Genomic DNA, 24884 nt, shown 5'->3' on the forward strand with positions numbered 1-24884 from the left:
GTACCGCAGCGGCAGCCCGGCCCGTGGCGGACGCCGAATGGGCGGGCGAACCGCCCTACGACCCGGACTTCGACGGCCCGCTGCGCGGTGGTCGGCCGGGTGGCGCGGCGCCGGCGGCGGCCCCGGTCTACGAGGGGTTCGACCCGGGTGACGAGCCGCTGGACGAGGTCATCGACGAGAAGACCGCCCGGGAGTCCAGCGAGGAACAGGCGGTACGGCTGCTCCGGGAAACCTTCGGCGCCGAGAAGATCAACGAGGTCGACGCCCGCTGACACCCCGGTCATCATGAGTTGTGGTGGGTGACAAAACACCTGCGGCTGCCCTAAAGCGGCACCACAACTCCATGATCGACGCGGCTGGGCGGGGTTTCGGCCAGCAGGACGGCCAGGCAGCAGGCCCAGAGGGGGAAGGGCAGCACGGCGACACGTTCCATGCCGCCCACCCCGATCCCGACGCCCTGCTGGGCGAAGAACAGCACGGTTCCCGCCAGCGCGGTCAGCCCGGCGGCGAGGGTGAGCCGTCGCCACCGGGCGAGCAGCGTGGTGCCCGGTGCGAAGCCGGCGAGAAGCAGCCCGACGTTGCCCAATCCCATGATCAGGAATGCGCCGAGGACGTGCAGGTTCTCGTCGACGTCCGCCGGGTAGAGGGCCGCCAGGGCGTACCCGCCGGTGGCCAGCAGCAGCAGCGTCTGTGCCGAGCGCACCACCACGCCGCGACCGAGGAGCCGCCAGGTCAACAGGAGCCCGGCGGCGAGCAGCACGGCGGTGGCCAGCGTCGCGGCGTTCATCACCGGGTGCCAGGGTGAGCAGACGTAGCGGGGTCGGGTGGTGTCCCAGACGCCGCAGTGGACGTTGCCGAGGTCGCTGATGTTGTTGGTGGCCCAGCTGTAGGTCGGCTGGCGCCAGCGCAGGCCGGTGACCAGGCTGGCGACGAGGAAGACCGGTGCGGCCGCGACCCAGCAGAGCGCGCCGATGCGGCCGATGCGGTTGAGGTTCATGCCGTCGAGCAGACCAGTGCGGCGTGCCCCGGCGCACTACCCGCAGGTGGCCAATTCGCGGTGGTGCCAGCCCTACTCGGAAGGCCCGGCGTGGGCGGACGCACCGGGCGGGGCGGGGTCGGTCACAGCGGTTAGGCTGGGCGGCGGCCGAGCAGACGAGTGCGAGAAGGAGCCATCCGTGCGCCCAGGTGGACAGCCGAACATGCAGCAGATGCTGAAGCAGGCGCAGAAGATGCAGCAGCAGATCGCCGCCGCCCAGGCCGAGCTGGCCGAGGCCGAGTTGACCGGCACCGCCGGTGGTGGGCTGGTCACCGCGACGGTCTCCGGCGCCGGTGAGCTCAAGAGCATCAAGATCGACCCGAAGGCCGTCGACCCGGAGGACGTGGAGACGCTGGAGGACCTGGTCGTCGCGGCCGTGCACAACGCCGCCGAGGCGGCCCGGGAGCTGACCGAGCGCAAGATGGGCCCGGTCGCCGGCGGCATGGGCGGCCTCGGCCTGCCCGGTTTCTGAGCCGGCAGATGTACGAAGGTGCCATCCAGGACCTGATCGACGAGCTGGGTCGGCTGCCGGGCGTGGGTCCGAAGAGCGCCCAGCGGATCGCGTTCCACGTCCTGTCGGCGGATCCCGCCGACGTCAACCGGCTGGCCGGCGCGCTGCGCAAGGTCAAGGAGCTGGTGCGGTTCTGCACGACCTGTTACAACGTGGCCGAGTCCGAGCAGTGCCGGATCTGCCGCGACCCGCGCCGCACCGACGAGGTGCTGTGTGTGGTGGAGGAGCCCAAGGACGTGGTGGCCATCGAGCGGACCGGTGAGTTCCGCGGTCGCTACCACGTGCTCGGCGGCGCGATCAACCCGCTGGAGGGGATCGGGCCGGACAACCTGCGTATCCGGGAGCTGATGACCCGGCTCAGCGGCGGTGCGGTGCGGGAGCTGATCCTGGCCACCGACCCGAACACCGAGGGTGAGGCGACCGCCACCTACCTGGCGCTTATGGTGAAGCCGATGGGTATCTCGGTGACCCGGCTGGCCAGTGGGCTGCCGGTCGGCGGCGACCTGGAGTACGCCGACGAGATCACCCTGGGCAGGGCCTTCGAGGGCCGCCGGGCCGTCTGAGTCGTACCCCGCGGGGGTGGTGCCGTCGGTGACGGTGCCACCCCTTCGCCGTGCCCAGCCCAGTGTGCATCGATGTGTCGCTCGATGTGTTCGCCGTGCCGTCGACTGTCAGACGCCCGAACAAGGTGTCGGCTTGGTAGCGATTGCCTAACGCCCGTTCCGCTGCACGTGTGACATGTCATAGCCTCCCGCACACGGACCGAGCCACAGCTCGGCGTGGTCATGCGCATGACAGAGGTGAGAGATGCAGGCGAGAAGGCTTAAATCGGCTGTGGCCATCGCGGCCGTTGCCGCTCTGGCGGTCGGCGCGGCCGGCTGCGCGGAGAGCGAGCGCGACGGCAACAGTGGCGAGGCCAAGACTGGCGGCACCTTCATCTTCGCGGGTGCCGGTGACCCGAAGAACTTCGATCCGATCTTCAACGATGACGGTGAGTCGTTCCGGCCGGTCCGGCAGATGTTCGACACCCTGGTGAGCCACAAGCCGGGCACCGCGGAGCTTCAGGGCGGCCTGGCCGAGACCTGGGAGCACGACGCGGAGGGCAAGGTCTGGACCTTCAAGCTCCGTCAGGGCGTGAAGTTCCACGACGGTACGCCGTTCAACGCCGCCGCGGTCTGCTTCAACTTCGACCGTTGGTACAACATGAAGGGCGCTGCCGCCCAGTCCCAGATGATCTACTACATGGACACCTTCGGCGGGTTCGCGAAGAACGAGGCCGAGGGCGCCGGCGAGTCGATCTACAACAAGTGCGAGGCCAAGGACGACGGAACCGCCGTCCTCACCCTGAACAAGTACAAGGGCGCCTTCCCCGGTGCCTTCGCGCTGACCTCGCTGTCGATCGCCAGCCCGGAGGCGCTGAAGAAGTACGACGCCAACACGGTGAAGCAGAACGGCGACTCGTTCGAGTACAGCGCCTTCGCCACCACCAACCCGGTCGGCACCGGCCCGTTCACCTTCGGTGGCTGGGACAAGGCCAAGAACGAGATCACCCTGAACCGGAACCCGGACTACTACGGCGAAAAGGCCAAGGTAGACAAGATGATCATCAAGATCATCAAGGACGAGAGCACCCGCAAGCAGGAGCTCCGTGCCGGCACCGTCCAGGGCATCGACTTCCCGGCCCCGGCCGACCGCAAGGCGCTCGAGGGTGAGGGCTTCCAGGTCGTCAACCGCCCGGCGTTCAACGTCCTCTACCTGGGCATCAACCAGAAGAACCCGAAGCTGAAGGACCTGCGGGTGCGGCAGGCGATCGCCTACGCGCTCAACCGCCAGCAGCTGGTGCAGACCAAGGGCCCGGGTGGCGCCAAGGTCGCCGACGAGTTCCTGCCGGACACCGTGCTCGGCTACGCCCCGGACGTGCAGAAGTACGAGTACAACCCGGAGAAGGCCAAGCAGCTCCTCAAGGAGGCCGGCGCCGAGGGTCTGACGCTGAACTTCTACTACCCGCCGGACGTCACCCGGCCGTACATGCCGAACCCGCAGGAGATCTTCACCGTCCTCGCCAACGACCTGCAGGCCGTGGGCATCAAGGTCAACGGTGTGCCTCGCCCGTGGAACGGTGGCTTCAAAGACGACGTGCAGCAGTTCGGCAAGCACGACCTGCACATCCTCGGCTGGACCGGTGACTACAACGACCCGGGCAACTTCGTCGGCACGTTCTTCGGCCGGGGCAAGGCCGAGTTCGGCGACCAGTCGATGAACGAGATGTTCGAGGCCATCACCAAGGCCGACGCCACCGTCGACGACGCGGGCAAGAAGGCGGCCTGGGAGCAGGTCAACCGGGACATCGCCACCAAGTGGCTGCCGGCCGTGCCGCTCTGGCACGCCCCGCCGGCCATCGTCGTCACCAAGGACGTCAAGGGGCTGGTTGCCAGCCCGCTGACCGACGAGCGGTTCAACACGGTCAGTGTCGGTAAGTGACGTTCGTCGGCTGACGCCGTAGGCGTGAATCGGCTCGGTCCGGGGCTCCTTCCCGGCCCGGGCCGATTCCGCGATCATCGAGAGTCTGGTGTGTGAGAGATGTTGCGAGTCATAGTCCGCCGCCTGCTACAGCTGGTGGTGACGCTGATAGCGCTGTCGGCGCTGATCTTCATCTGGCTGCGGAATCTGCCCGGCGGCCCGGTCGAGGCCCTACTCGGCGAACGGGCCACGCCCGAGCGCCGCGCCCTGCTGACCAAGGCGCTCGGCTACGACCAGCCGATCCTGGTGCAGTACGGCAAGTTCATGCAGCGGGTCGTCACGGGCGACTTCGGCAACTCGATCCGGTCCGGTGACCCGGTCACCGAGGTCATCAGCCGCGCGTTCCCGGCCACCATCGAGCTGGCCCTCGCCGCGATGATCATCGCGGTCGGCCTCGGGGTGCCGCTCGGCTACCTCGCCGCCCGCTGGCGTGGGCGTTTCCTGGACAACCTCACCATCGCCGGCACCCTGCTCGGCATCTCGATCCCGATCTTCTTCCTGGGCTACCTGCTCAAGGACGTCTTCACCCAGAACATCCACTGGTTCCCGCCGTCCGGGCGGCTCACCACGGGTCTGGACAACACCAACGTCACCGGGTTCTTCGTGCTGGACGGCCTGCTCACGCGGGAGTTCGACGCCAGCGCCGACGCGCTCTGGCACCTGATCCTGCCGGCGATCACGCTGGCCACCATCCCGCTGGCGGTGATCGTGCGGATCACCCGGGCCAGCGTGCTCGACGTGCTCAACGAGGACTACGTACGGACCGCGGAGGCCAAGGGCCTGCGGCACCGCACCATCCGGGGTCGGCACATCCTGCGCAACGCGCTGCTGCCGGTGGTCACCACCATCGGTCTGCAGACCGGCGCGCTGCTCTCCGGCGCGGTGCTCACCGAGAAGGTCTACAACTGGGGCGGCATCGGCACGCTGATCACCGACTCCATCACCGGTGGCCGGGACTACCCGGTGCTCCAGGCGATCATCCTGCTCGCCGCGCTGATCTTCGTGGTGGTCAACCTGCTGGTGGACCTCTCCTACGCCTTCATCGACCCGAGGGTGCGTGTGCGATGAGTGACCCGATCACCCAGGCCGGCGCGCCGGCTCCCCGTAGCGGGGACGACAAGCCGCGCCCGGGCATGAGCGAGCGCAGCATCGGCGTTCTCGGCGACCGCAAGAAGGCGCGGCTGGACGAGCTGGCCCGGGCCAGCTCGGCCGACCGGGGCGGGATCAGCCTGGTCCGGGACGCCGTGCGCCGGCTCCGCCGCAACCCGGTCGCCATCGTGGGCGCCACCATCGTCGGCCTGTTCATCCTGGTGGCGATCTTCGCCCCGCTGATCGCCCCGCACGATCCGGTGGCCCGGTTCGACGAGCTGACGAAGAACCTCACGGTGGACAGCATCCCCGGCGCGAGCAGCGAGTTCCCGCTCGGCTCCGACCCGCTCGGCCGGGACTTCCTGTCCCGGATGATCTACGGGGCCCGGCAGACCCTCTTCGTCGGTGTCCTCGCCACGCTCATCGGTCTCGCGCTCGGCGTGCTGATCGGCGCGATCGCCGGCGCCTTCGGCGGCTGGGTCGACGTGGTGCTGATGCGGCTCACCGACGTGATGCTGGCCCTGCCGAGCCTGCTGCTGGCGATCACCCTGGTCGCCATGGCGAGCCGGTCCAGCCAGTGGACGGTCATCTTCGCGGTGGCCATCGTCAACGTGCCGATCTTCGCCCGGCTGCTGCGCGGCTCGATGCTGGCCCAGCGGGAGAGCGACCACGTGCTCGCCGCCCGGGCCCTGGGGGTCAAGGAGCGCAACATCGTGCTCCGGCACATGCTGCCCAACTCGCTGACCGCGGTGATCGTGCAGGCCACCCTGACCTTCGCGGTGGCCATCCTGGACGCCGCGGCGCTCTCCTTCCTGGGCCTGGGTGACCCGGACATCAACCGCGCCGAGTGGGGCCTGATGCTCGGCGTGGACGGTCAGCGGTACTTCGAGGTCCGCCCCGAACTGGCCTACTACCCGGCGCTCGCGATCGTCGTGGTCGCGCTCGGCTTCACCCTGCTGGGCGAGGCGATGCGCGAGGCGATCGACCCGAAGAACCGGCGGTGACCACGGTGCGCGCAACCAGCACGGCCGGCACCCGCGTCCGGCGAGCGCGAGCAGTGAGCTTGCGAGCCTCGCAGTCGCGAGCGAAGGACCACAGCAGTGAGGAAGTGACCCGATGAGCCTGCTCGACGTTCGTGACCTGAGCGTGGTGTTCCAGCGGCGGGGCGAGCGGCCCTTCACCGCCGTCGACAAGGTCAGCTTTACCGTGGAGCCGGGGCAGACCGTCGGCCTGGTCGGCGAGTCCGGCTGCGGCAAGAGCGTGACCAGTCTCGCCATCATGGGTCTGCTCCCCAAGCGGGGCAACAAGGTCACCGGGGAGGTGCTCTTCGAGGGCACCGACCTGCTGAAGCTGCGACCGGACGACATGCGCGACCGGCGCGGTCGGGAGATCAGCATGATCTTCCAGGATCCGCTCTCCTCGCTGAACCCGGTCATCCCGATCGGCATCCAGGTGGCCGAGGTGTTGGAGCGCCACCAGGGCCGGGACCGCAAGCAGGCGCTACGGGAGTCGCGGGAACTGCTCGACGCGGTCGGTATCCCCGACCCGCAGCGGCGTCTCAGCGAGTATCCGCACCAGATCTCCGGTGGAATGCGCCAGCGTGCGCTGATCGCCATCGCGCTGGCCTGCAAACCTCGACTGCTGATCGCCGACGAGCCGACCACCGCGCTCGACGTGACCATCCAGGCGCAGATCCTCACCCTGCTCAAGCAGTTGGTCGACGAAACCGGCACCGCACTCGTCATGATCACGCACGATCTGGGCGTGGTGGCCGGGCTCTGCGACACCGTCAACGTGCTCTACGGCGGCAAGGTGGTCGAGCGGGCGCGACGGCACGAGTTGTTCGCGCACGCCCGGCACCCGTACACCCATGGGCTGCTCAACTCGGTGCCCCGGCTCGACTCGCCGCGCGGTGAGCGGCTGCACGCGATCCGCGGGTCGGTCTCCGACAACATCCCGTGGGCCGAGGGGTGTGCGTTCGCGCCGCGCTGCGACAACGTCGTGGACGCGTGCCTGGAAGGGCCTCCGCCGCTCGAACCCACCGCCACCGGCGGCGACCTCCGCTGCAACAACCCCGTCTCCGAGGAGGTGGCGGTCCGATGACCGAACCGACCGGTCCACTGATCGAACTGCGCGACGTCAAGGTCCATTTTCCGATCAAGAGCGGCCTGCTCTTCGACCGGACCGTCGGGTACGTCTACGCCGTCGACGGCGTCTCGCTGAGCATCCGCAAGGGTGAGACCTACGGCCTGGTCGGCGAGTCGGGTTGCGGCAAGTCGACGCTGGGTCGCGGCCTGCTGCGGCTCGTCGAACCGACCGACGGCGAGATCATCTTCGACGGCACGGACGTCCGCGCTCTCAAGGGCGAGGCGATGCGGCACGCCCGCCGCCGCATGCAGATGATCTTCCAGGATCCGCTCTCCAGCCTCGACCCCCGACAGTCGGTGGAGTCGCTGCTCGTGGAGGGGCTCAAGGCGCACGGGCTGGCCGGCGACAAGGCCGAGACGAACCGCCGGTTGCGCGAGACGCTGGAGGCGGTCGGCCTGCCCGCGTCGGCCCTCAGCAAGTACCCGCACGAGTTCTCCGGCGGCCAGCGCCAGCGGATCGGCATCGCCCGCGCGCTGGTGCTCAACCCGGACCTGATCGTCGCCGACGAGCCGGTCTCCGCGCTGGACGTGTCGATCCAGGCGCAGGTGCTCAACCTGCTGGAGGACCTCCAGAACGAGCGCGGCCTGACGTACCTGATCATCGCGCACGACCTGGCGGTGGTCCGGCACATCGCCGACACGGTGGGTGTGATGTACCTGGGCGGTCTGGTGGAGGAGGCGTCCAGCGACGACCTCTATCGCGAGCCCATGCACCCGTACACCCGCGCCCTCATGTCCGCGGTGCCGGTGCCCGACCCGCTGGTGGAGGACCGCCGGGAGCGGATCCTGCTCGCCGGCGACCTACCGTCGCCGACCAACCCGCCGTCGGGCTGCCGGTTCCACACCCGGTGCCCGTGGGCGCAGCCGACCCGGTGCGCCGACGAGCGACCGGAACTGCGCGACGTGGTCGGCGGGCACCGGGTGGCCTGCCACTTCGCCGAGGACATCGCCGCCGGCCGGATCCGGCCGCACAAGGTCGAGGTGGAGCTGGTCCGCCCGGTGGACGGCACCGGCCCCGTCGACCCGCCGGGCGAACTGATTCCCACCCCGTGACGCAGCCAGGGGCCGTCCCGCGAAGGACGGCCCCTGGACCCGCACGCGCTACCGGGCGGTTCAGCCCTCGGGGCGGTGCAGCAGCGCCACCGCGACGCCGTGCACCGCGTCCAGCCCCGCCGGGTCGGCCAGCGCGACCGACCCGCCGGTCACCGCGTACCACTCGTCCGCGTCCTTGTACTGCACCCGCAGGGTGACCTTGCCGTCCGCGTACTCGGTGCGCAGGGTCAACTCGCCGGTCACGACCCCGACCTCGTCGGTCATCACTCCACCCGGACCGGGCACAATGTCGGCGGTCCGGTTCTGCGAGCCGGCGGCACCGGCCGAGTCCGCGACCATACCGGCCCCCGGCACCGCGGCCGGCGTGTCGGCCGTACCGTCGGCGGTCATCCCGGCCGTGGCCGGGGCGGTGTCACCGGTCGCCGCGCCGCCTGTCGCAGCTCCTTCGCTCATGTGCAGCCCTCCAGCATGTCGGTCAGGGCGGTCTTCTCGGCACTGGTCACCGTCAGCCGCCAGTGGTGCTTGACCGTCACCCAGTTCTTGGCGTACTGGCACCAGTACGACCGGTTCGCCGGTTTCCACTGGGACGGGTCCTGGTCACCCTTTGCCCGGTTGGAGGACGCGGAAACCGCGATGAGCTGCGGACGTGTCGTGTCGTTGGCGAAGTCGCCACGCTTCGCGTCGTCCCACTCGTCGGCGCCGGAACGCCACGCGTTGGCCAACGGCACCATGTGGTCGATGTCCACGTCGGAGGGATCGGTCGCGCTGCGACCGTCGTACACGCTCTCCCAGCGACCACCGACCACGTTGCAGCCGGAGAGTTTCACGTCCTTGCCGTCGCGTTGCAGGATGCTGTCCCGCACGTCGCAGTTCTTGCCGGTGTCCCTCCAGTGCGGGAAGCGTTCCCGGCTGTAGCCCTTCATCGAGCCGGCGCCGGCGACGGTCAGCTGGCCCAACTGCTCGACGGCGTTGCCGCCATCCCCGGGTGGCGGCGTCGCCTCCGGCTCCTCGGGCGGGACACAACCGGCCACGCCGAGCGCCAGCGCCGCGACGAGCGCGGCCACCGACGCACGCTGTCCTGATCTGGTACGCACAGACGACACCTCTCCAGCTTGCGGGCTCCCGGCGATTGCGCACAGTACCCGGGCATGGTTTCGGCGTTTCGTGGCGTCTCCCACATCCTGCAAGGCAGATTGGTGGGATGACCGCACCCGTACCGGCACCCGCGCTGCGGATGGGCACCACCGCGGGCCGGGGGACGCTGCTCGCCGCGGTGCTCGCCTCCGGCATGGTCTTCCTGGACACCACCGTCGTCAACGTGGCGCTGCCCAGACTCGGCCAGGACCTCGGGGCGAACGTGGCCGATCTCCAGTGGACCGTCAACGGGTACCTGCTGATGCTGGCCGCGTTCGTCCTGCTCGGCGGATCCCTCGGGGACCGCTTCGGCCGGCGGCGGGTCTTCCTGATCGGGGTGCTCTGGTTCACCGCCGCCTCGGTGCTGTGCGGGCTGTCCCAGGGCACCGGCTGGCTGATCGCGGCCCGCTTCCTCCAGGGCGCGGGGGGCGCGCTGCTCACCCCCGGCTCGCTGTCGGTGCTCCAGTCCAGCTTCCACCCGGACGACCGGGGCCGGGCGATCGGCGCGTGGGCCGGACTGTCCGGGGTGTCCACGGCGTTGGGGCCGTTCATCGGCGGCTGGCTGATCGACGCGCTGTCCTGGCGGTGGATCTTCTTCCTCAACCTGCCGATCGCCGTGCTGGTCCTGCTGGCCGCGCTTCGATGGGTGCCGGAGAGCCGGGACGAGAACGCCTCCCGCACCCACGGCCCGGGTCGCACCCGGCGCCGTTTCGACGTGGCCGGGGCGCTGCTCGGGGCGCTCGCGCTCGCCGGCGTCACGTACGCGCTGATCGACGCGCCGGCGCGCGGCTTCGACTCGGCCCCCGTGCTGGTCGCGGCACTCGTCGGGGTGCTGGCGGCGGTGGCCTTCGTGCTGCTGGAACGCCGGCGCGGCGACACGGCGATGCTGCCCACCGGGCTGTTCGGCAGCCGACTCTTCTCGGTGCTGAACATCTTCACCGTGGTGGTCTACGCGGCGCTCGGCGGGTTCACCTTCTTCTTCGCCGTCTACCTGCAGAACGTCGTCGAATGGTCGGCGTTCCGTACCGGCATCGCGCTGCTGCCGATGACCCTGCTGTTGTTGGTCGGGTCGGCCCGGGCCGGCGCGTTGTCGGCCCGGATCGGCCCGCGGCTGCCGCTGGCCATCGGGCCGGTGATCGCCGCCGCCGGTCTGCTGCTGCTGCGCGGTGTGCAGCCGGGTGCGTCGTACTGGCGGGACGTCCTGCCCGGGGTGTTGCTCTTCGGCATCGGGCTGACCCTGGTGGTGGCACCGCTGACCGCGTCGGTGCTGGCCGCCGTGCAGGACCGGTTCTCCGGAGTGGCCAGCGGCTTCAACAACGCCGCGTCCCGGGCCGGCGGCCTGCTCGCCGTGGCCGCGCTGCCGCTGCTCGTCGGCCTCTCCGGCGGCGGATACGAGCAGAAGGCGGAGCTGACCAACGCGTTCCGCGGCTCGTTGGCCTGGTGTGCGGGGCTGCTACTGGTCGGCGCGGTGCTGGCCCTCGTGCTGGTCCACCGGCCACCCCGCGAGGCGCCGCCGTCCCAGCCCTGCCACTCGATGCCCGCCGCCACGCCCCCGACCCACCGGAGGTAGGGAAGGGCGCCGAGGCGCCCCTCCCTACCTGGTTCAGCTGCGGGCGCGGTTGACGGCGCTGGTGACCGCCTTGATCGACGCGGTGACGATGTTGGCGTCGGTGCCGACACCCCAGACCGTCCGACCGTCCACCTCGCACTCCACGTACGCGGCGGCCTGCGCGTCCCCGCCGGAGGAGAGCGCGTGCTCGTGGTAGTCGAGCACCCGCACGCCCGCCCCGACCGACTGGAGCGCGTTGACGTACGCGTCGATCGGACCGTTGCCGACCGCGGCGAGCGAGCGCTGCTCGGCGCCCACGCCGACCTCGGCCTCGATCTCGACCTTGCCGTCGGTGGTGCGGATCGTGTAGCCGGTCAGCCGGACCGCCGGGTCGGGCTGGTGGTCGACCAGGTAGTGCGTCGCGAAGATCTCCCACATGGCGGTCGGGTCGACCTCGCCGCCGTTGTGGTCGGTGACCTGCTGCACCACTCCGGAGAACTCGATCTGGAGCCGGCGCGGCAGGTCCAGTTGGTGCTCGCTCTTCATGATGTACGCGACGCCGCCCTTGCCGGACTGCGAGTTGACCCGGATGACGGCCTCGTAGGTGCGGCCCAGGTCCTTCGGGTCGATCGGCAGGTAGGGCACCGCCCAGGTGTGCTCGTCGACCGGTACGCCGGCGGCCTTCGCGTCGGCGGCGAGGGCGTCGAAGCCCTTGTTGATGGCGTCCTGGTGCGAGCCGGAGAAGGCGGTGTAGACCAGGTCGCCCGCGTACGGGTGCCGTTCGTGCACCGGCAGCTGGTTGCAGTACTCGGCGGCCCGGCGAATCTCGTCGATGTTCGAGAAGTCGATCATCGGGTCGATGCCCTGGGAGAAGATGTTCAGCCCCAGGGTCACCAGGTCGACGTTGCCGGTGCGCTCACCGTTGCCGAACAGGCAGCCCTCGATGCGGTCCGCGCCGGCAAGCAGGCCCAGCTCGGCGGCCGCCACGCCGGTGCCCCGGTCGTTGTGCGGGTGCAGGCTCAGCACCAGGCTGTCGCGGCGCGGCAGGTGCCGGTGCATCCACTCGATCGAGTCGGCGTACACGTTCGGGGTGGCCATCTCGACCGTGGCCGGCAGGTTGATGATCAGCGGCCGGTCGGGCGTCGGGTCGATCACGTCGATCACCCGGGAGCAGACCTCCAGCGCGTACTCCAGCTCGGTGCCCGTGTAGGACTCGGGGGAGTATTCGTAGTAGATGTCGGTGTCCGGGGTGTGGATCTCGGCGTACTTCTGGCAGAGCCGCGCGCCGGTGGTGGCGATGTCGGCGATGCCGTCCCTGTCCAGCCCGAAGACCACCCGCCGTTGGAGGGTGGAGGTCGAGTTGTAGAAGTGCACGATGGCCCGCTTCGCCCCGCGCAGCGACTCGAACGTCCGGTCGATCAGGTGCTCCCGGCACTGGGTGAGCACCTGGATGGTGACGTCGTCCGGGATCATGTCCTGTTCGATGAGCTGGCGGACGAAGTCGAAGTCGGTCTGGCTGGCCGACGGGAAGCCGACCTCGATCTCCTTGTAGCCCATCTGCACCAGCAGCTGGAACATCCGGCGCTTGCGCTCGGGCGACATCGGGTCGATCAGCGCCTGGTTGCCGTCGCGGAGGTCCACGGCGCACCAGCGTGGGGCGGTGTCGACGTGCCGGGTGGGCCAGGTGCGGTCCGGCAGCTCGATCCGGAACTGCTCCCGGTACGGCTGGTAACGGTGGTACGGCATCCGGCTGGGGCGCTGCCGGGCGATCGGATCGGTCTCAGCGTCGGTGACAGGTTGAGCCATCTCAGAGTGCTCCCTGGAACATGTGGCGTCAGCAGATCGGAAGGTGTCGGCGAGATGCCGGGCGACGGTGCGCGGCGGTGCCGAGAAGGAGTTCGGATGTGCTGGACGGCGCGATGCGACTCCGCGACGAGGTGCCGGCCGGTCAGGCCTCGTCGCGGCGGCTAAGGAGAAGAAGCGCCCGCCACATGACCAAGTCACCCTACGTGATGCAACGGGGGGTGGGAAGGTAGGTCCGGACTATGGGACCGGAGTCATGGTCTGCTCCGGGGCCGCGGCACCCAGCCGCGGTGTCCGTTCGGCCCAGGTCACCGCGGGCACGATCGCCACCGCTACCAGCACGAAGATCGCTGCCGTCGGTAACCAACCCCAGCCGCCGGTGGTCACGCCGAGCGCGGTCAGTCCCGCCGGCGCGATCAGATACTGCACCTGCACGCCGAGCCCGAGCGCCCCCACGTACGCGCCGCGCTGGTCCGCCGGCGGCAGGGTGGCGCTGAGACCCCAGGCGCCCGCCGACTCGATCAGCTCGGCCAGGATCAGCAGCAACGCGGCGGCCACCAGCACCACGACGGTGAGCAGGCCCCGGGTGACCCCGGAGATCGGCAGGACGAGGCAGAACAGGACGATCAGCAGCCCGCCCCGACGAGAGGCCCGTGCCGCGCCGGCCGCGGTGTCCGCGCCCCGGCTGACGCGTACCTGGAGCAGCACGATCAGGATCGTGTTGAGCAGCACCAGTCCGGCGATCACCGTCTTCGGGGCGTCGGTGTGGGTGAGGATCCAGAGCGGCAGCACCGTCAGGTAGAGCACCCCGTGCGCGGTGAGCAGCCCGGACAGCAGGGACACCGCCATGAACGGCCGGTCCCGGAGCACGGCGAGCCGACTCATCGGCTCCTCGGCCCGCGCCGCGTGGGGCAGTCGGGGCAGTCGCCGCACGAAGAGGGCCGTCACCAGGAAGACCGCCGAGATGAACCAGACCATCCCCCGGTACGCCCCGATCGTGTCCACCGCCAGCACCAGGCCGCTGATCACCGCGCCCAGCCCGAACCCGACGTTCAGCGACGAGCGCTGGTACGCCATCGCCGTGACCCGTTCGGCCGGCGGGAGCGCGTTGATCGAGTAGACCTGCCGGGCCACGCCGACGGCGGCGTCCACGGCGGCCAGCGCCACCACCACGGCGAGGAACCCGGCGAAGCCGCCCACGAACGGGTAGGTCGCGAACAGTGCCGCGTTCAGCACCAGCCCCACCACCCAGACCCGCTGCGGTCCGTACCGGTCGGTGAGCCCACCCAGCGGCACCGTACCCAGCAGCGACACCCCCGCCGCGATGGAGAGCCCCAACCCCACCTGGGCGGCGCTGAGCCCGAGCGCCCGGGTGAAGAAGACGGCGCTGCCGGCGTGGAACAGGCCGCTGCCGACGGCGTAGACCATGGCCTGCACGGCCAGGGCGCGGGTCAGCCCGGCCGGCGGTACGACGTCTCGAACGGCGGTGCGGATGGTGTCTCTGGCCCCCATGGCGGTGAGTGAACCGGGACCGCGCGGTTCCGGTCGAGCCTTTTAGGCTGGATCAAATCCTGCCCCCGGGGGTGCGTGTGTCCGAGTTGCGGTTCAGCCTGGCCGACGTGGCGGGAGTGCGGCTCGCCGTGTCACCGGCCAACGAGACGGTCATGAGCATGTGGGCGCTGGCCAACCCGGTCCGCTACGCGGTGCACCTGCCCTGGATCGACCGGGCCCGGGTGACGTTGCGTCGTCCCGAGGTGGCCGACCGGGTCCGACCTCTGGTGGGGTTGGTCGTGCCGGGTCGCTGGCTGCCCGACTTCCTCACCCCGGCGGCCCGACCGAACGTGGAGATGGCCGAGCAGCTCGACCAGATCGCCGCGACGCCGCCGGCCGTCGTGGTCCAGGACCTGCTGTCGACCACCTGGCAAAAACCGCTGAGCCCGTTCGGGCGGGCGCTGCTCGCCGACCCCGGCGGGCTGCTGCCGCAGGTCGTCGACGCGGTACGGGTCTGGTACGACGAGGCGATCGCCCCGGACTGGCCACGGATGCGGGCGCTGCTCGACGCCGACGTGGCGTACCGGGCCGCCCAACTCGCCGAGAGCGGCGCCGGTCGGTTCTTCGAGCAGCTCCACCCGAGCCTGCGCTGGCACGGCGACCGAGTGATCAGCGACGACACGTTCGAGCGGGACTTCGACCTCCGCGGTCGTGGGCTGGCACTGAACCCGACGGTGTTCACCGAGCAGCACGTGCTGTGGAACCTGCTGGAGGATTCGCTGCCGGTCGGCGCGTACCCGGTCCGTGCCCTCGGGACGCTCTGGGAGGCGACCGCGCCGCCGCCCGGCGACCCACTGGCGCGGGTGATCGGCCCGGGGCGAGCCGCGCTGCTGCACCTGCTCGACACGGCGACCACCACCACCGACCTGGCCCGACTCACCGGGATGTCCGCCGGAAACGTCTCCCAGCACCTGGCCGCGCTGCACGCCGCCGGCCTGGTTTCCCGGTCCCGACAGGGTCGGCACGTCCTCTATCGGAACACCGAGGCCGCGGTGGTCCTGCTGCGGGCCAGCCGGGGCGGGTAACCGCGGTCGATCAGCGCAGCAGCAGGTCGGCGACCGGGCGGCGGTGACGCAGGCCGGTCTCCCGGGCGCGCAACTCGGCGGGAAGTGCGAACGGGTCCCCCAGTCGGCCCACGGCGGCGACCACGAGCGGTCGGACGCCGCTGGGCAGGTCGAGTTCGGTGGCGAGGCTGGCCTGATCGAAGCGGGTGAGCTGACGCACGTGCAGACCGAGCGCGGTGGCCTGCAAGGTCAGGTGGGCTATCGCCTGCCCGAGGTCGTACGCGGCCCGCTCGGCGTCGCCGCCCGTGTGCGCGCCGACGACCAGGGTCGCCGCGTGTCGAGCCCAGCCCTGGTCGCCGCCGGGGAGGCTGTTCAAAATACGCTTCCAGTTGTCGTCGTCCCGGTGGCCGAGGGCGAACCGCCACGGCTGTCCGTTGTCCGCTGACGGTGCCCAGCGCGCGGCTTCCAGTAGCGAGGCCGCCTCGTCCGGGGTCAGTTCGGCGCTCGGGTCGAAGGCCCGAGGGCTCCAGCGGAAGGCGAGCAGCGGGGTCAGGTCAGCCATGGGGACAATCGTCCTGTATGGGCGATTCGTCGCTCAGGGCGGGCTTGGCAAATGTGGTCAACAACACCCGTAACGGGACAAGGATCAGGACGTTCCCGCGCTCGGGCTGTCCGACGGATCAGGCGTCGGCGTTGGCGCCGCCGCGGTGCCCAGCGGCTCGCCGTCGGTCACCGGGCCGGCCAACTGCACGGTCGCCGGCGGTGGACCGGGCGGCGCGGCCAGCCGCAGCGTCCCGGCGCCCGTCCTCGCGCCCGTCGGCGTGCCGTCCCGGTCGTAGCAGTAGATGCCGACGTCCAGCGGGGCGTTGAGCGAGGCCGACGTGGAGTCCACCGAGTAGCAGGTGCCGGTCAGGCCCTCCGGCGCGCCGGCCGGGGCGACCGCGAGCGGGGCGCGCCGGTCGGTGAGCACGTCCAGCCAGTCGGTCAGCGGATGCTGGACCCGGGGGTCCAGCCGGCGCGGGAGGGGCTCGTCGCGGTCGCCGACACGTACGCAGGCCGCCGACTCCGGCCGGACGGACGACGGCAGGGCGCACTGGAACAGCCCGTCGGCGGTGGCCGCCAACGAGACATCGACGGTGCCGCCCAACGCGCCACCCGGCACGTCGACCCGCCAGCTGCCATCGCTCGCGCTGGTGAACACGATGGTGCGGTCCGGCTGGCCGGCCCGGCTGTACACGTACTGCGCCACCAGGTGGCGGTCCTGAGCCGCCGCCGCCAGCGCGGCCAACTCGTCCCGGGCGGCGTCCACCTGCGCCGGTGGGCCTTCGGTGGGTGGCGGGGGCGGGGGCTGCTCACCGGTGCAGGCGGCCAGGCAGGCCGGGAGGGCGAACACGAGCGGTCCGAGCACGCGGCCGGCCGAGCGGAGGAGGACGGGCACCGGCTCATTCTGGCGGGTGGCGGTGGTCGGTGGGGACCGCCACGTACCGGGCCCGTTCCGGCGTGTCGGGGCGGGCCGCCCCGGTGTACCGCGGACCCGGCCAGCAGGGCCGGACCTGCCGGGCGGGCCGGATGGTGGGATCACCTGACCCGCAGTCGTTACCCGCCGGATACCCTCAAGGGGTCTGACACGCGCCGCCGGCCCCGGTTCCGGCGGCGTCGGCACGCTCAGGGTCGCTGGGAGGGAGTGCACGTCGTGGCACTCGTGGTGCAGAAGTACGGCGGGTCCTCCGTCGCCAACGCCGAGCGGATCAAGCGGGTGGCGGAACGCATCGTCGACGCCCGCAAGGCCGGCGACGACGTGGTGGTGGTGGTCTCCGCGATGGGGGACACCACCGACGAGCTGCTCGACCTGGCGAACCAGGTCAGCCCGCTGCCGCCGGGCCGGGAACTGGACATGCTGCTCACCGCCGGCGAGCGGATCTCCATGGCCCTGCTGGCCATGGCCATCCACAACCTGGGGTACGAAGCCCGTTCGTTCACCGGCTCGCAGGCCGGCGTGATCACCACGTCGGTGCACGGCCGGGCGCGCATCATCGACGTCACCCCCGGGCGGCTCAAGGGCGCGCTCGACGAGGGCTCGGTGGTCATCGTGGCCGGCTTCCAGGGCGTCTCGCAGGACACCAAGGACGTCACCACGCTGGGCCGCGGTGGTTCGGACACCACGGCCGTGGCGCTCGCCGCCGCGTTGCACGCCGACGTCTGCGAGATCTACACCGACGTGGACGGCATCTTCACCGCCGACCCGCGGATCGTGCCCAACGCCCGGCACATCCAGCAGATCACCTACGAGGAGACGCTGGAGTTGGCCGCGTGCGGGGCGAAGGTGCTGCACCTGCGTAGCGTGGAGTACGCCCGGCGGGCGGGGTTGCCGATCCACGTCCGTTCGTCATACTCGACCAACACCGGCACGATGGTCACCGGATCGATGGAGGACCTTTCCGTGGAGCAGGCACTGATCACCGGGGTCGCGCACGACCGCAGCGAGGCCAAGATCACGATCGTCGGGGTGCCCGACGAGCCCGGTGCCGCCGCGCGGATCTTCGACACCGTCGCCGGCGCCGAAATCAACATCGACATGATCGTGCAGAACGTCTCCACCGAAGGCACCGGCCGCACGGACATCTCGTTCACCCTGCCCAAGGCCGACGGCCCGACCGCCATGGCCGCGCTTAGCAAGATCCAGGAGCCGGTCAAGTTCAAGGGCCTGCTGTACGACGACCACGTCGGCAAGGTCTCGCTGATCGGCGCCGGCATGCGCTCGCACCCCGGTGTGGCCGCCGGCTTCTTCGCCGCCCTCGGCGCGGCCGGGGTCAACATCGAGATGATCTCCACCTCCGAGATCCGGGTCTCCGTGGTCTGCCGGGACACCGACCTCGACGCCGCCGTACGCGCCATCCACGACGCGTTCGAGCTCGGCGGCGACACCGAAGCCGTGGTCTACGCGGGGACGGGTAGGTAGCGCCGATGTCGGCGCTGCCCACCCTCGCCGTGGTCGGAGCGACCGGTGCCGTCGGCACCGTGATGTGTGAGCTGCTCACCGGGCGTCGCAACGTCTGGGGTGAGATCCGCCTGCTCGCTTCCGAACGCTCGGTCGGGCGGCGGGTCCGCTGCCGGGGCGAGGAACTCGTCGTCCAGGCGGTGACCCCGGAGGCGTTCGACGGCGTCGACGTGGCGATGTTCGACGTGCCCGACGAGGTCTCCGCCGAGTGGGCGCCGGTCGCGGTCGCCAGGGGCGCGATCGTGGTGGACAACTCCGGCGCCTTCCGGATGGACCGGGACGTCCCGCTGGTGGTCCCGGAGATCAACCCCGAGCAGGTCCGCAACCGGCCCCGAGGCATCATCGCGAACGCAAACTGCACCACCCTCGCAATGATCATCGCGGTGGCACCGCTGCACCGCGAGTACGGCCTACGGGAGCTGGTGCTCGCCTCCTACCAGGCGGTCTCCGGTTCCGGGCAGGCCGGTGTCGACATCCTGCACGACCAGCTCACCAAGGTCGCCGGTGATCGTCTGCTCGGCTCGCGTACCGGCGACGTGCGGCAGGCCGTCGGCGACGACCTGGGCCCGTTCCCCGCGCCGCTCGCGCTCAACGTGGTGCCCTGGGCGGGCTCACCGGCCGACGGCGGGTGGTCCTCGGAGGAGATGAAGGTCCGCAACGAGTCCCGCAAGATCCTCGGCCTGCCCGACCTCAAGGTGTCCGCCACCTGCGTGCGGGTGCCCGTGGTCACCGGCCACTCGGTGGCCGTGCACGCGGTCTTCGCCACCGAGGTGGACGCCGAGGGCGCCCGCGAGGCGCTGCGCAACGCACCCGGGGTGATCCTCGTCGACGACCCCGCCGCAGGCGAGTTCCCGATGCCGATCGACGCGGTCGGCACCGACCCGTCCTGGGTCGGCCGGATCCGCCGCGCCCTGGACGACCCCCGCGCCCTGGACCTCTTCATCACCGGCGACAACCTCCGCAAGGGCGCAGCCCTCAACACAGCCCAGATCGCCGAACTCCTAGCCAAAGAGCTAAAAAACCCCTAACCCCCCACGTCGGGTCGATCATGGAGTTGTGGTGGGAGAAATGCGTTGTAAGACCCTTTTGTAAGGCACCACAACTCATGATGACCCAGAAGGGGCGGGTTAGGCGGCGGAGAGGTGTACGCCGTCTCGGCCTTGGCGTTTTACCGCGTAGAGGGCCTGGTCGGCTCTGCGGAGGGTGCGGTCGGGGGACTCGCCGGGGTGCGGGAGTGCCACCCCCACGCTGATCGTGCGACCCGTGCGTCGGGCAGCCTCGGTCAGCCGCTCCGCGATCCGGACCGCCTCCTCCGGGCGGCTCACCTCGATCACCGCCACGAACTCGTCGCCGCCGATCCGGTACAGCTCGTCGCCGTGCCGCAGCGCCCCCTCCAGGGCCCGGGCCAGCCCCACCAGCACCTGGTCGCCGGCCTGGTGGCCGTACGTGTCGTTGACGGTCTTGAAGCCGTCCACGTCGATCGCCAGCAGGGCCGTACGGCCCGGGGTGGCCGCCGCGATCCGCTGCCCGAACGGGCCGGTGTGCCGCAACCCGGTCAACGGGTCGGAGCTGGCCTGTTCCCGTAGGCGCGCGAGCGTGCGCAGCCGGTCCAGGTTCGTCCAGGCCTGCCCGGCGAGCAATTCCATGAGGCTGACCGTGGTCGGGTCCGGGCGCAGGGACCGCGCGTCGGCGACCAGCAGCACCCCGCCCGCGTCGGGTGGCCCGACCGGAACGGCGACAAGCGTGCGTACCCCGGCCCGGGTCAGCGGCTGGTAGTCCTCCGTCGGTGGGTGCCCCGCCTCGCCGAGGGTGTAGCCGGCGCCGTACCGGTGCGCGCGCTCGATCATCCGGACGAGCGCCGCCGGCTCCGCCTCGGTCAGCTCGGCCCGGATCCGGGTCTCCAGCTCGCCCTGGGTCAGCGGCGTCGGTCCGAGGGAGACATCGCCCGCGTCGGCGATCAGCAGCACCGCGGTGGAGAGGGTGGAGACCTCCCGGGCGGCGCAGGCCGCCACACCCAGCACGTCAGCCTCGGTAGGTGCGGAGGAAAGTGCGGCGGCGTGCCGGAGCAGCTTCTCGCTGCGGCTCTCCGCCGGTGGGCCGCCAAGGGCGGTGATCCGCGCGCCGAGCCGGGCTGCCAGCCGCTGCGCGGTCTCCCGCCACGGCGTCAGGTCGACCGGATCGGTCCACTGCAGGTCGAGCACGCCGATGGTGCGGCCGGCCGGGTCGGTGACCGGTACGCACAGCTCGGCGGTCACGTCGGGGCGTACCGGCAGGTAGTCCGGGTCGGTGGTGACGTCGGGGACGACGGCCGTGGCGCCGGTGGCGTACACCCGGCCGACGATCCCGGTCCGCGCCGGCACGGTGGCGAACACCTGCCAGGCGCCGGTCGCCGCGATGCAGCGCAACCGGTCGTGGACCTCGAGCAGCACGGAGATTGTCGCCGAGGTGTGGCGGGACAGCGCGGTGACCGTCCACCGACAGGCCTCCGGCGTGGTCGACGCCATCGGCAGACGGACGGTGACGTCGCGGATGACTTGCTGATGATCCACTCGCACGTCGTTCCAGGTAGGGGAGGGGGCCGACGCGATCAAGCGTACTCACGCCGACGGGAGACCGGCCGGGGTTCGTACACATGTGCCATCCACAGGCTGTGGACACAGCCTGTGGGCTCGGGCCTCCCGGCGGTGCCGGCCGGCGATACCGTGGAACCCCGGCGCCGAGGAGGCGAGCCCATGCTCATCGCCCAGCTCAGTGACCCGCACCTGACCACCGGTCTGCTCGCCGCCGAACCGGCCGCCGGGCTGCACCGCGCGCTCGGCCGGGTGCTGGCGTTGCGACCCCGACCGGACTGCGTGGTCATCACCGGTGACCTGGTCGACCATGGGCGTCCCGACGAGTACGCGGCACTGCGTGAGCTGATCGGCCGGTTCCCCCTTCCGGTGTATCTGGCCGCCGGTAACCACGACGACCGGGAGTCACTGCTCGACGCGTTCGGCGGCACACCCTGGCTCGGCGGCGGATTCTCCGCCTACTACCACGCCGACCACGAGGGGGCGACCATCGTGGTGCTCGACTCGCTCACCCCCGGCAGCGGCGGCGGCCAACTCGGCGAGGAGCAACTCGGCTGGCTCGACGGCGTCCTTGCCGGTCGGCCCGAGGTACCTGCCGTGGTCTGCCTGCACCACCCGCCGGTCGCGGTCGGCATCCCAGCGGCCGACGCCATCCGGCTCGCCGACGGCGACGCGCTCGCCGAGGTGATCGGCCGGCACCGGCACGTCGTGCGGGTCGCCGCCGGGCACCTGCACCGCACGGTCACCACGGGGTACGCCGGGACGGTGCTCACCGTGGCGCCCAGCACCTGGAAGCAGAGCACGCTGACCATGAGCGTCGACGAACAGATCGGCTGGGTCGCCGAGCCCACCGCCTTCCTGCTGCACCGGGTCAAGCCGGGCGGGTGCGTGACGCACACCGTGCAGGTCAGCCACTCCGCCGGCCAGACCTGCGGCTTCTGACGGCGCCACTCGTGGCCGGCGCCGAGACTCGACTGGTCTGGTACGTCGCGTACGGCTCCAACATGCACGCCGCCCGCCTGGCGTGGTACATCGGCGGCGGGTGCCCGCCGGGCGGGCTGCGGACGTACCCCGGCTGCCGGGACCCTCGCCCGCCGAGCCGGTCGGTGCCGGTGTCCCTGCCGGGTGGGATCTACTTCGCCGGCGAGTCCGGCGCCTGGACCGGCGGGATGGCGTTCTACGACCCGCAGCTCCCGGGTTTGGCCGCGGCCCGCGCCTACCTGGTCACCGTCGATCAGTTCACCGACATCGCGGCGCAGGAGATGTACCGCCCAGCGGGCGACACCACCGACCTCATCCCGGCGACCGACGCTGCGATCGACGCGGCCGTCGCCGACGGGCGGGCCACGCTGGGCCCCGGGCGCTACGAGACGCTGGTCTGCCCCGGCAGCCGGTGCGGCGTCCCGATGCTCACCTTCACGGCCCCCGTCCCGGCGTCCGCCGTGCGGTGCCGTCCACCGGCACCGATCTACCTCGGCATGATCGCCCGTGGGCTGCGCGAGTCGCACGGCTGGCCAACCGGACGGATCGCCGACTACCTGGCATGCCGACCGGGGGTCGCGGACGGCTGGTCGCCCGAGGCCGTCACGGCCCTGGTCGTCGAGGCGCTCGCCGCCGGCTGACACCCACCGTCCTGTCCGGACCGTCGGGCGACGGCGACATCCGGCACGGCGCGTTCTCCCGCCGGTCACCTCGGTGTCAGCCGGGCGGCGAATGTATTCGCAGCTCCGATGCGCTGCCCGGCTCGACGGGTCGGCGTCCGGATGAGAGGCTGACCGGGCGACGATCCCCAAACCGCCGCGATCCGCGATCGACCCTTCCGACGGCGTCGGTCGGCGGACCGGTCGACCCACAGGCCGGCCACCGCACGCGCCGATTCTCACGAGGAGTTCCATGTCCAGTTCCGGGATGCGTCGGGCCGCTGTCGGCCTGACCGCACTCGCGGTGGCCGCGTTCGGCGCGGTCGCCACCACCCCCGAGCAGGCCGACGCGCAGCCTAAGCCGGTGGACGTCACCCTGCTGGCGCTCAACGACTTCCACGGCAACCTCGAACCGCCGACCGGTTCCAGCGGCACCATCGCCGGACAGGCCGCGGGTGGCGTCGAGTTCCTGGCGACGCACCTGGCCGAGCTGCGCGCCGCCGCGAAGAAGAAGAACACCATCACGGTCGCCGCCGGTGACCTGATCGGCGCGTCCCCGCTGCTCTCCGCCGCGTTCCACGACGAGCCGACCATCGAGGCGCTGAGCATGGCGGGTCTCGACTACGCCAGCGTCGGCAACCACGAGTTCGACGAGGGCGCCGCCGAGCTGCTGCGGATCCAGAACGGCGGCTGCCACCCGGTGGACGGCTGCGCCGACGCACCCCGTACCGGGGCGCCGGCTTCACATACCTGTCCGCGAACGCCTTCAAGACCGCGACCGGCAAGCCGCTGATGGCGCCGTACGCGATCCACAAGGTGCAGGGCGTCAAGGTCGGCTTCATCGGGATGACCCTGGAGGGCACCCCGCAGATCGTCAGCCAGCAGGGCGTCGCCGGCCTCACCTTCGCCGACGAGGCGGCCACCGCCAACCGGTACGCCCGCGAGCTGCGCCGCAAGGGCGTGGAGACGATCGTCGTGCTGCTGCACGAGGGCGGCGCCCAGGCGGCGACCGGTGGCATCAACGACTGCGTCGGCATGACCGGCCCCATCGTGGACATTGCCAACCGGATGGACCCGTCGATCGACGTGGTGGTCAGCGGGCACACCCACCAGGCGTACAACTGCAACATCAACGGCAAGCTGGTCACCAGTGCCAGCTCGTTCGGTCGCCTGGTCACCGACATCGATCTCAAGATCGACCGTCAGAGCGGGGACGTGCTCTCCGCCGCCGCGAACAACGTCGTGGTCACCCGGGACGTCGCCAAGGACCCGAAGCAGACCGCTCTGATCGACCGGTACAAGACCGTGCTCGGCCCGGTCGCCGGACGCCAGGTCGGTGTGACCAACCAGGCGATCACCAAGACCCAGGAAACCCTCTTCGGTACCAGTCTGGGTGAGTCCCCGCTGGGCAACCTGATCGCCGACGCGCAGCTCGCCGCCACCGACGACGAGCAGGGCGCCGTCGCGGCCTTCATGAATCCGGGCGGCGTCCGGGCCGACCTCGACGCCGGTCCGGTCACCTACGAGGAGGCGTTCACGGTGCAGCCGTTCGCCAACAACCTGGTGACGCTGGACCTGACCGGCGCGCAGCTCTACTGCGTCCTGGAGCAGCAGTTCGTCACCGGCCGGACGCTGTACCCGTCTGCGACCGTCGGCTACGTGGTCGACCCGAACGGCACCACCGGCACCGCCGCCGACCCGTGCGCCGGCACCCGCGTGGTCCGGGGCAGCCTCACCCTCGGCGGCACCGCCGTCGACACCGCCGCCACCTACCGGGTGACGGTGAACAACTTCCTGGCCGGCGGCGGTGACGGATTCAGCGCCCTCACCGGCGGGACGAACCAGGTCACCGCGCAGATCGACCTGGACGCGTTCGTGGCGTACCTGACCGCGCAGTCGCCGGTTTCCGCCCCGACGCTGGACCGCATCCGCACCACCGCCGAGGTCCCCGCCGCCTGACGGACGACCCCGCGACGACCGGGCCCCGGAGCACCCGCTCCGGGGCCCGCCTCGTCCCTTACCCCCGTTACCCCCGTTGTCCCGTTGCCCCGTTCGGCCGCTCGCCCGGCTGCGTCGGCCGCATGATCGCGCTCGAACATGGAAATAGTGGCCTCCGGCCGCGCGGATGCCACTCGTTCCAGGATCGAGCGCGATCATGCGGCGCTGGCGAGATCCGCGAGCAAGATCCGCGCAACATCGGGAATGTTGCTGCCTCCGGCGCGTCGGAGACCGCAACATCAGGGACGTTGCGCGGATCTTGGTGCGGGGTGCGGGGTGCG

At 71.0% G+C, this 24884-nt stretch carries 21 protein-coding genes and 2 pseudogenes; 15 read left to right on the forward strand and 8 right to left on the reverse strand.

Annotation, left to right across the window (positions count from 1 at the left end):
* Positions 1–272: pseudogene (locus tag JNW91_RS16930) on the forward strand (DNA polymerase III subunit gamma and tau); the annotation flags it as partial.
* Between the two features lie 50 nt (positions 273–322).
* On the opposite strand, the gene JNW91_RS16935 reads toward JNW91_RS16930, so the two are convergent.
* Positions 323–997 (reverse strand): DUF998 domain-containing protein, encoded by a 675-nt coding sequence (locus tag JNW91_RS16935; protein WP_203176334.1) that lies wholly within the window; start codon positions 995–997, stop codon positions 323–325.
* A 202-nt stretch (positions 998–1199) separates the two neighbouring features.
* On the opposite strand from JNW91_RS16935, the gene JNW91_RS16940 reads away from it, so the two are divergent.
* From JNW91_RS16940 to JNW91_RS16970, 7 genes are all read left to right on the forward strand, one after another.
* Entirely contained in the window at positions 1200–1508 is a 309-nt protein-coding gene (locus JNW91_RS16940; protein ID WP_238425144.1) for a YbaB/EbfC family nucleoid-associated protein, read from the forward strand.
* A gap of 8 nt (positions 1509–1516) precedes the next feature.
* Entirely contained in the window at positions 1517–2110 is a 594-nt protein-coding gene (recR, locus tag JNW91_RS16945) for a recombination mediator RecR (protein WP_203176338.1), read from the forward strand.
* Between the two features lie 244 nt (positions 2111–2354).
* Positions 2355–4028 (forward strand): ABC transporter substrate-binding protein, encoded by a 1674-nt coding sequence (locus tag JNW91_RS16950; protein WP_203176340.1) that lies wholly within the window; start codon positions 2355–2357, stop codon positions 4026–4028.
* A 99-nt stretch (positions 4029–4127) separates the two neighbouring features.
* Positions 4128–5135: an ABC transporter permease gene (locus JNW91_RS16955; RefSeq protein WP_203176342.1), complete on the forward strand. Its 1008-nt coding sequence runs from the start codon at positions 4128–4130 to the stop codon at positions 5133–5135.
* A 65-nt stretch (positions 5136–5200) separates the two neighbouring features.
* Positions 5201–6160, forward strand: a complete 960-nt coding sequence (locus JNW91_RS16960; protein ID WP_203176377.1) for an ABC transporter permease — start codon at positions 5201–5203, stop codon at positions 6158–6160.
* A 112-nt stretch (positions 6161–6272) separates the two neighbouring features.
* The gene (locus JNW91_RS16965; RefSeq protein ID WP_203176344.1) at positions 6273–7259 is read left to right on the forward strand and encodes an ABC transporter ATP-binding protein; all 987 of its coding nucleotides are present in this window, start codon (positions 6273–6275) and stop codon (positions 7257–7259) included.
* Entirely contained in the window at positions 7256–8356 is a 1101-nt protein-coding gene (locus JNW91_RS16970) for an ABC transporter ATP-binding protein (protein ID WP_203176351.1), read from the forward strand. Before JNW91_RS16965 ends, JNW91_RS16970 begins: the two co-directional genes overlap by 4 nt.
* Before the next feature lie 60 nt (positions 8357–8416).
* Here the strand turns inward: JNW91_RS16970 and JNW91_RS16975 are convergent, their stop codons facing one another.
* Entirely contained in the window at positions 8417–8809 is a 393-nt protein-coding gene (locus JNW91_RS16975; RefSeq protein ID WP_203176352.1) for a hypothetical protein, read from the reverse strand.
* Positions 8806–9450: an HNH endonuclease family protein gene (locus JNW91_RS16980; protein ID WP_203176353.1), complete on the reverse strand. Its 645-nt coding sequence runs from the start codon at positions 9448–9450 to the stop codon at positions 8806–8808. Before JNW91_RS16980 ends, JNW91_RS16975 begins: the two co-directional genes overlap by 4 nt.
* A 107-nt stretch (positions 9451–9557) precedes the next feature.
* Here JNW91_RS16980 and JNW91_RS16985 point away from each other — a divergent pair, with 107 nt between their 5' ends.
* Positions 9558–11060: an MFS transporter gene (locus JNW91_RS16985; RefSeq protein WP_203176354.1), complete on the forward strand. Its 1503-nt coding sequence runs from the start codon at positions 9558–9560 to the stop codon at positions 11058–11060.
* Positions 11061–11093: 33 nt separating this feature from the next.
* Here the strand turns inward: JNW91_RS16985 and leuA are convergent, their stop codons facing one another.
* Complete coding sequence (leuA, locus tag JNW91_RS16990; RefSeq protein WP_203176356.1) at positions 11094–12845, reverse strand: 2-isopropylmalate synthase; 1752 nt, start codon at positions 12843–12845, stop codon at positions 11094–11096.
* A gap of 237 nt (positions 12846–13082) precedes the next feature.
* The gene (locus JNW91_RS16995; protein WP_203176358.1) at positions 13083–14354 is read right to left on the reverse strand and encodes an MFS transporter; all 1272 of its coding nucleotides are present in this window, start codon (positions 14352–14354) and stop codon (positions 13083–13085) included.
* A gap of 77 nt (positions 14355–14431) precedes the next feature.
* On the opposite strand from JNW91_RS16995, the gene JNW91_RS17000 reads away from it, so the two are divergent.
* Positions 14432–15418, forward strand: coding sequence for an ArsR/SmtB family transcription factor (locus tag JNW91_RS17000; RefSeq protein ID WP_203176360.1), 987 nt, complete (start codon positions 14432–14434; stop codon positions 15416–15418).
* A gap of 10 nt (positions 15419–15428) precedes the next feature.
* Here JNW91_RS17000 and JNW91_RS17005 read toward each other — a convergent pair whose 3' ends face one another.
* Both JNW91_RS17005 and JNW91_RS17010 read right to left on the reverse strand, forming a co-directional pair.
* Complete coding sequence (locus JNW91_RS17005) at positions 15429–15959, reverse strand: nitroreductase family protein (protein ID WP_203176362.1); 531 nt, start codon at positions 15957–15959, stop codon at positions 15429–15431.
* An 84-nt stretch (positions 15960–16043) separates the two neighbouring features.
* Positions 16044–16835, reverse strand: coding sequence for a hypothetical protein (locus JNW91_RS17010; protein ID WP_203176364.1), 792 nt, complete (start codon positions 16833–16835; stop codon positions 16044–16046).
* Between the two features lie 255 nt (positions 16836–17090).
* Between JNW91_RS17010 and JNW91_RS17015 the strand changes: the two genes are divergently transcribed.
* Together JNW91_RS17015 and JNW91_RS17020 are read left to right on the forward strand one after the other, a co-directional pair.
* Complete coding sequence (locus JNW91_RS17015) at positions 17091–18356, forward strand: aspartate kinase (RefSeq protein WP_203176366.1); 1266 nt, start codon at positions 17091–17093, stop codon at positions 18354–18356.
* Between the two features lie 5 nt (positions 18357–18361).
* Entirely contained in the window at positions 18362–19423 is a 1062-nt protein-coding gene (locus JNW91_RS17020) for an aspartate-semialdehyde dehydrogenase (RefSeq protein ID WP_203176374.1), read from the forward strand.
* A 99-nt stretch (positions 19424–19522) separates the two neighbouring features.
* On the opposite strand, the gene JNW91_RS17025 is transcribed toward JNW91_RS17020, so the two are convergent.
* Positions 19523–20944, reverse strand: coding sequence for a sensor domain-containing diguanylate cyclase (locus tag JNW91_RS17025; protein WP_309244394.1), 1422 nt, complete (start codon positions 20942–20944; stop codon positions 19523–19525).
* A gap of 183 nt (positions 20945–21127) precedes the next feature.
* Between JNW91_RS17025 and JNW91_RS17030 the strand changes: the two genes are divergently transcribed.
* From JNW91_RS17030 to JNW91_RS17040, 3 genes and pseudogenes are all read left to right on the forward strand, one after another.
* On the forward strand, positions 21128–21907 hold the full coding sequence (locus JNW91_RS17030; protein WP_203176376.1) for a phosphodiesterase: 780 nt from the start codon (positions 21128–21130) through the stop codon (positions 21905–21907).
* A gap of 11 nt (positions 21908–21918) precedes the next feature.
* The gene (locus JNW91_RS17035; protein WP_309244395.1) at positions 21919–22587 is read left to right on the forward strand and encodes a histone deacetylase; all 669 of its coding nucleotides are present in this window, start codon (positions 21919–21921) and stop codon (positions 22585–22587) included.
* A 271-nt stretch (positions 22588–22858) separates the two neighbouring features.
* Positions 22859–24564 (forward strand): annotated as a pseudogene (locus tag JNW91_RS17040) (bifunctional metallophosphatase/5'-nucleotidase).
* Positions 24565–24884: the final 320 nt, after the last annotated feature.

Origin of the sequence: Micromonospora parastrephiae (assembly GCF_016802865.1) — a bacterium.
GTDB classification, from domain to species: domain Bacteria; phylum Actinomycetota; class Actinomycetes; order Mycobacteriales; family Micromonosporaceae; genus Micromonospora; species Micromonospora parastrephiae.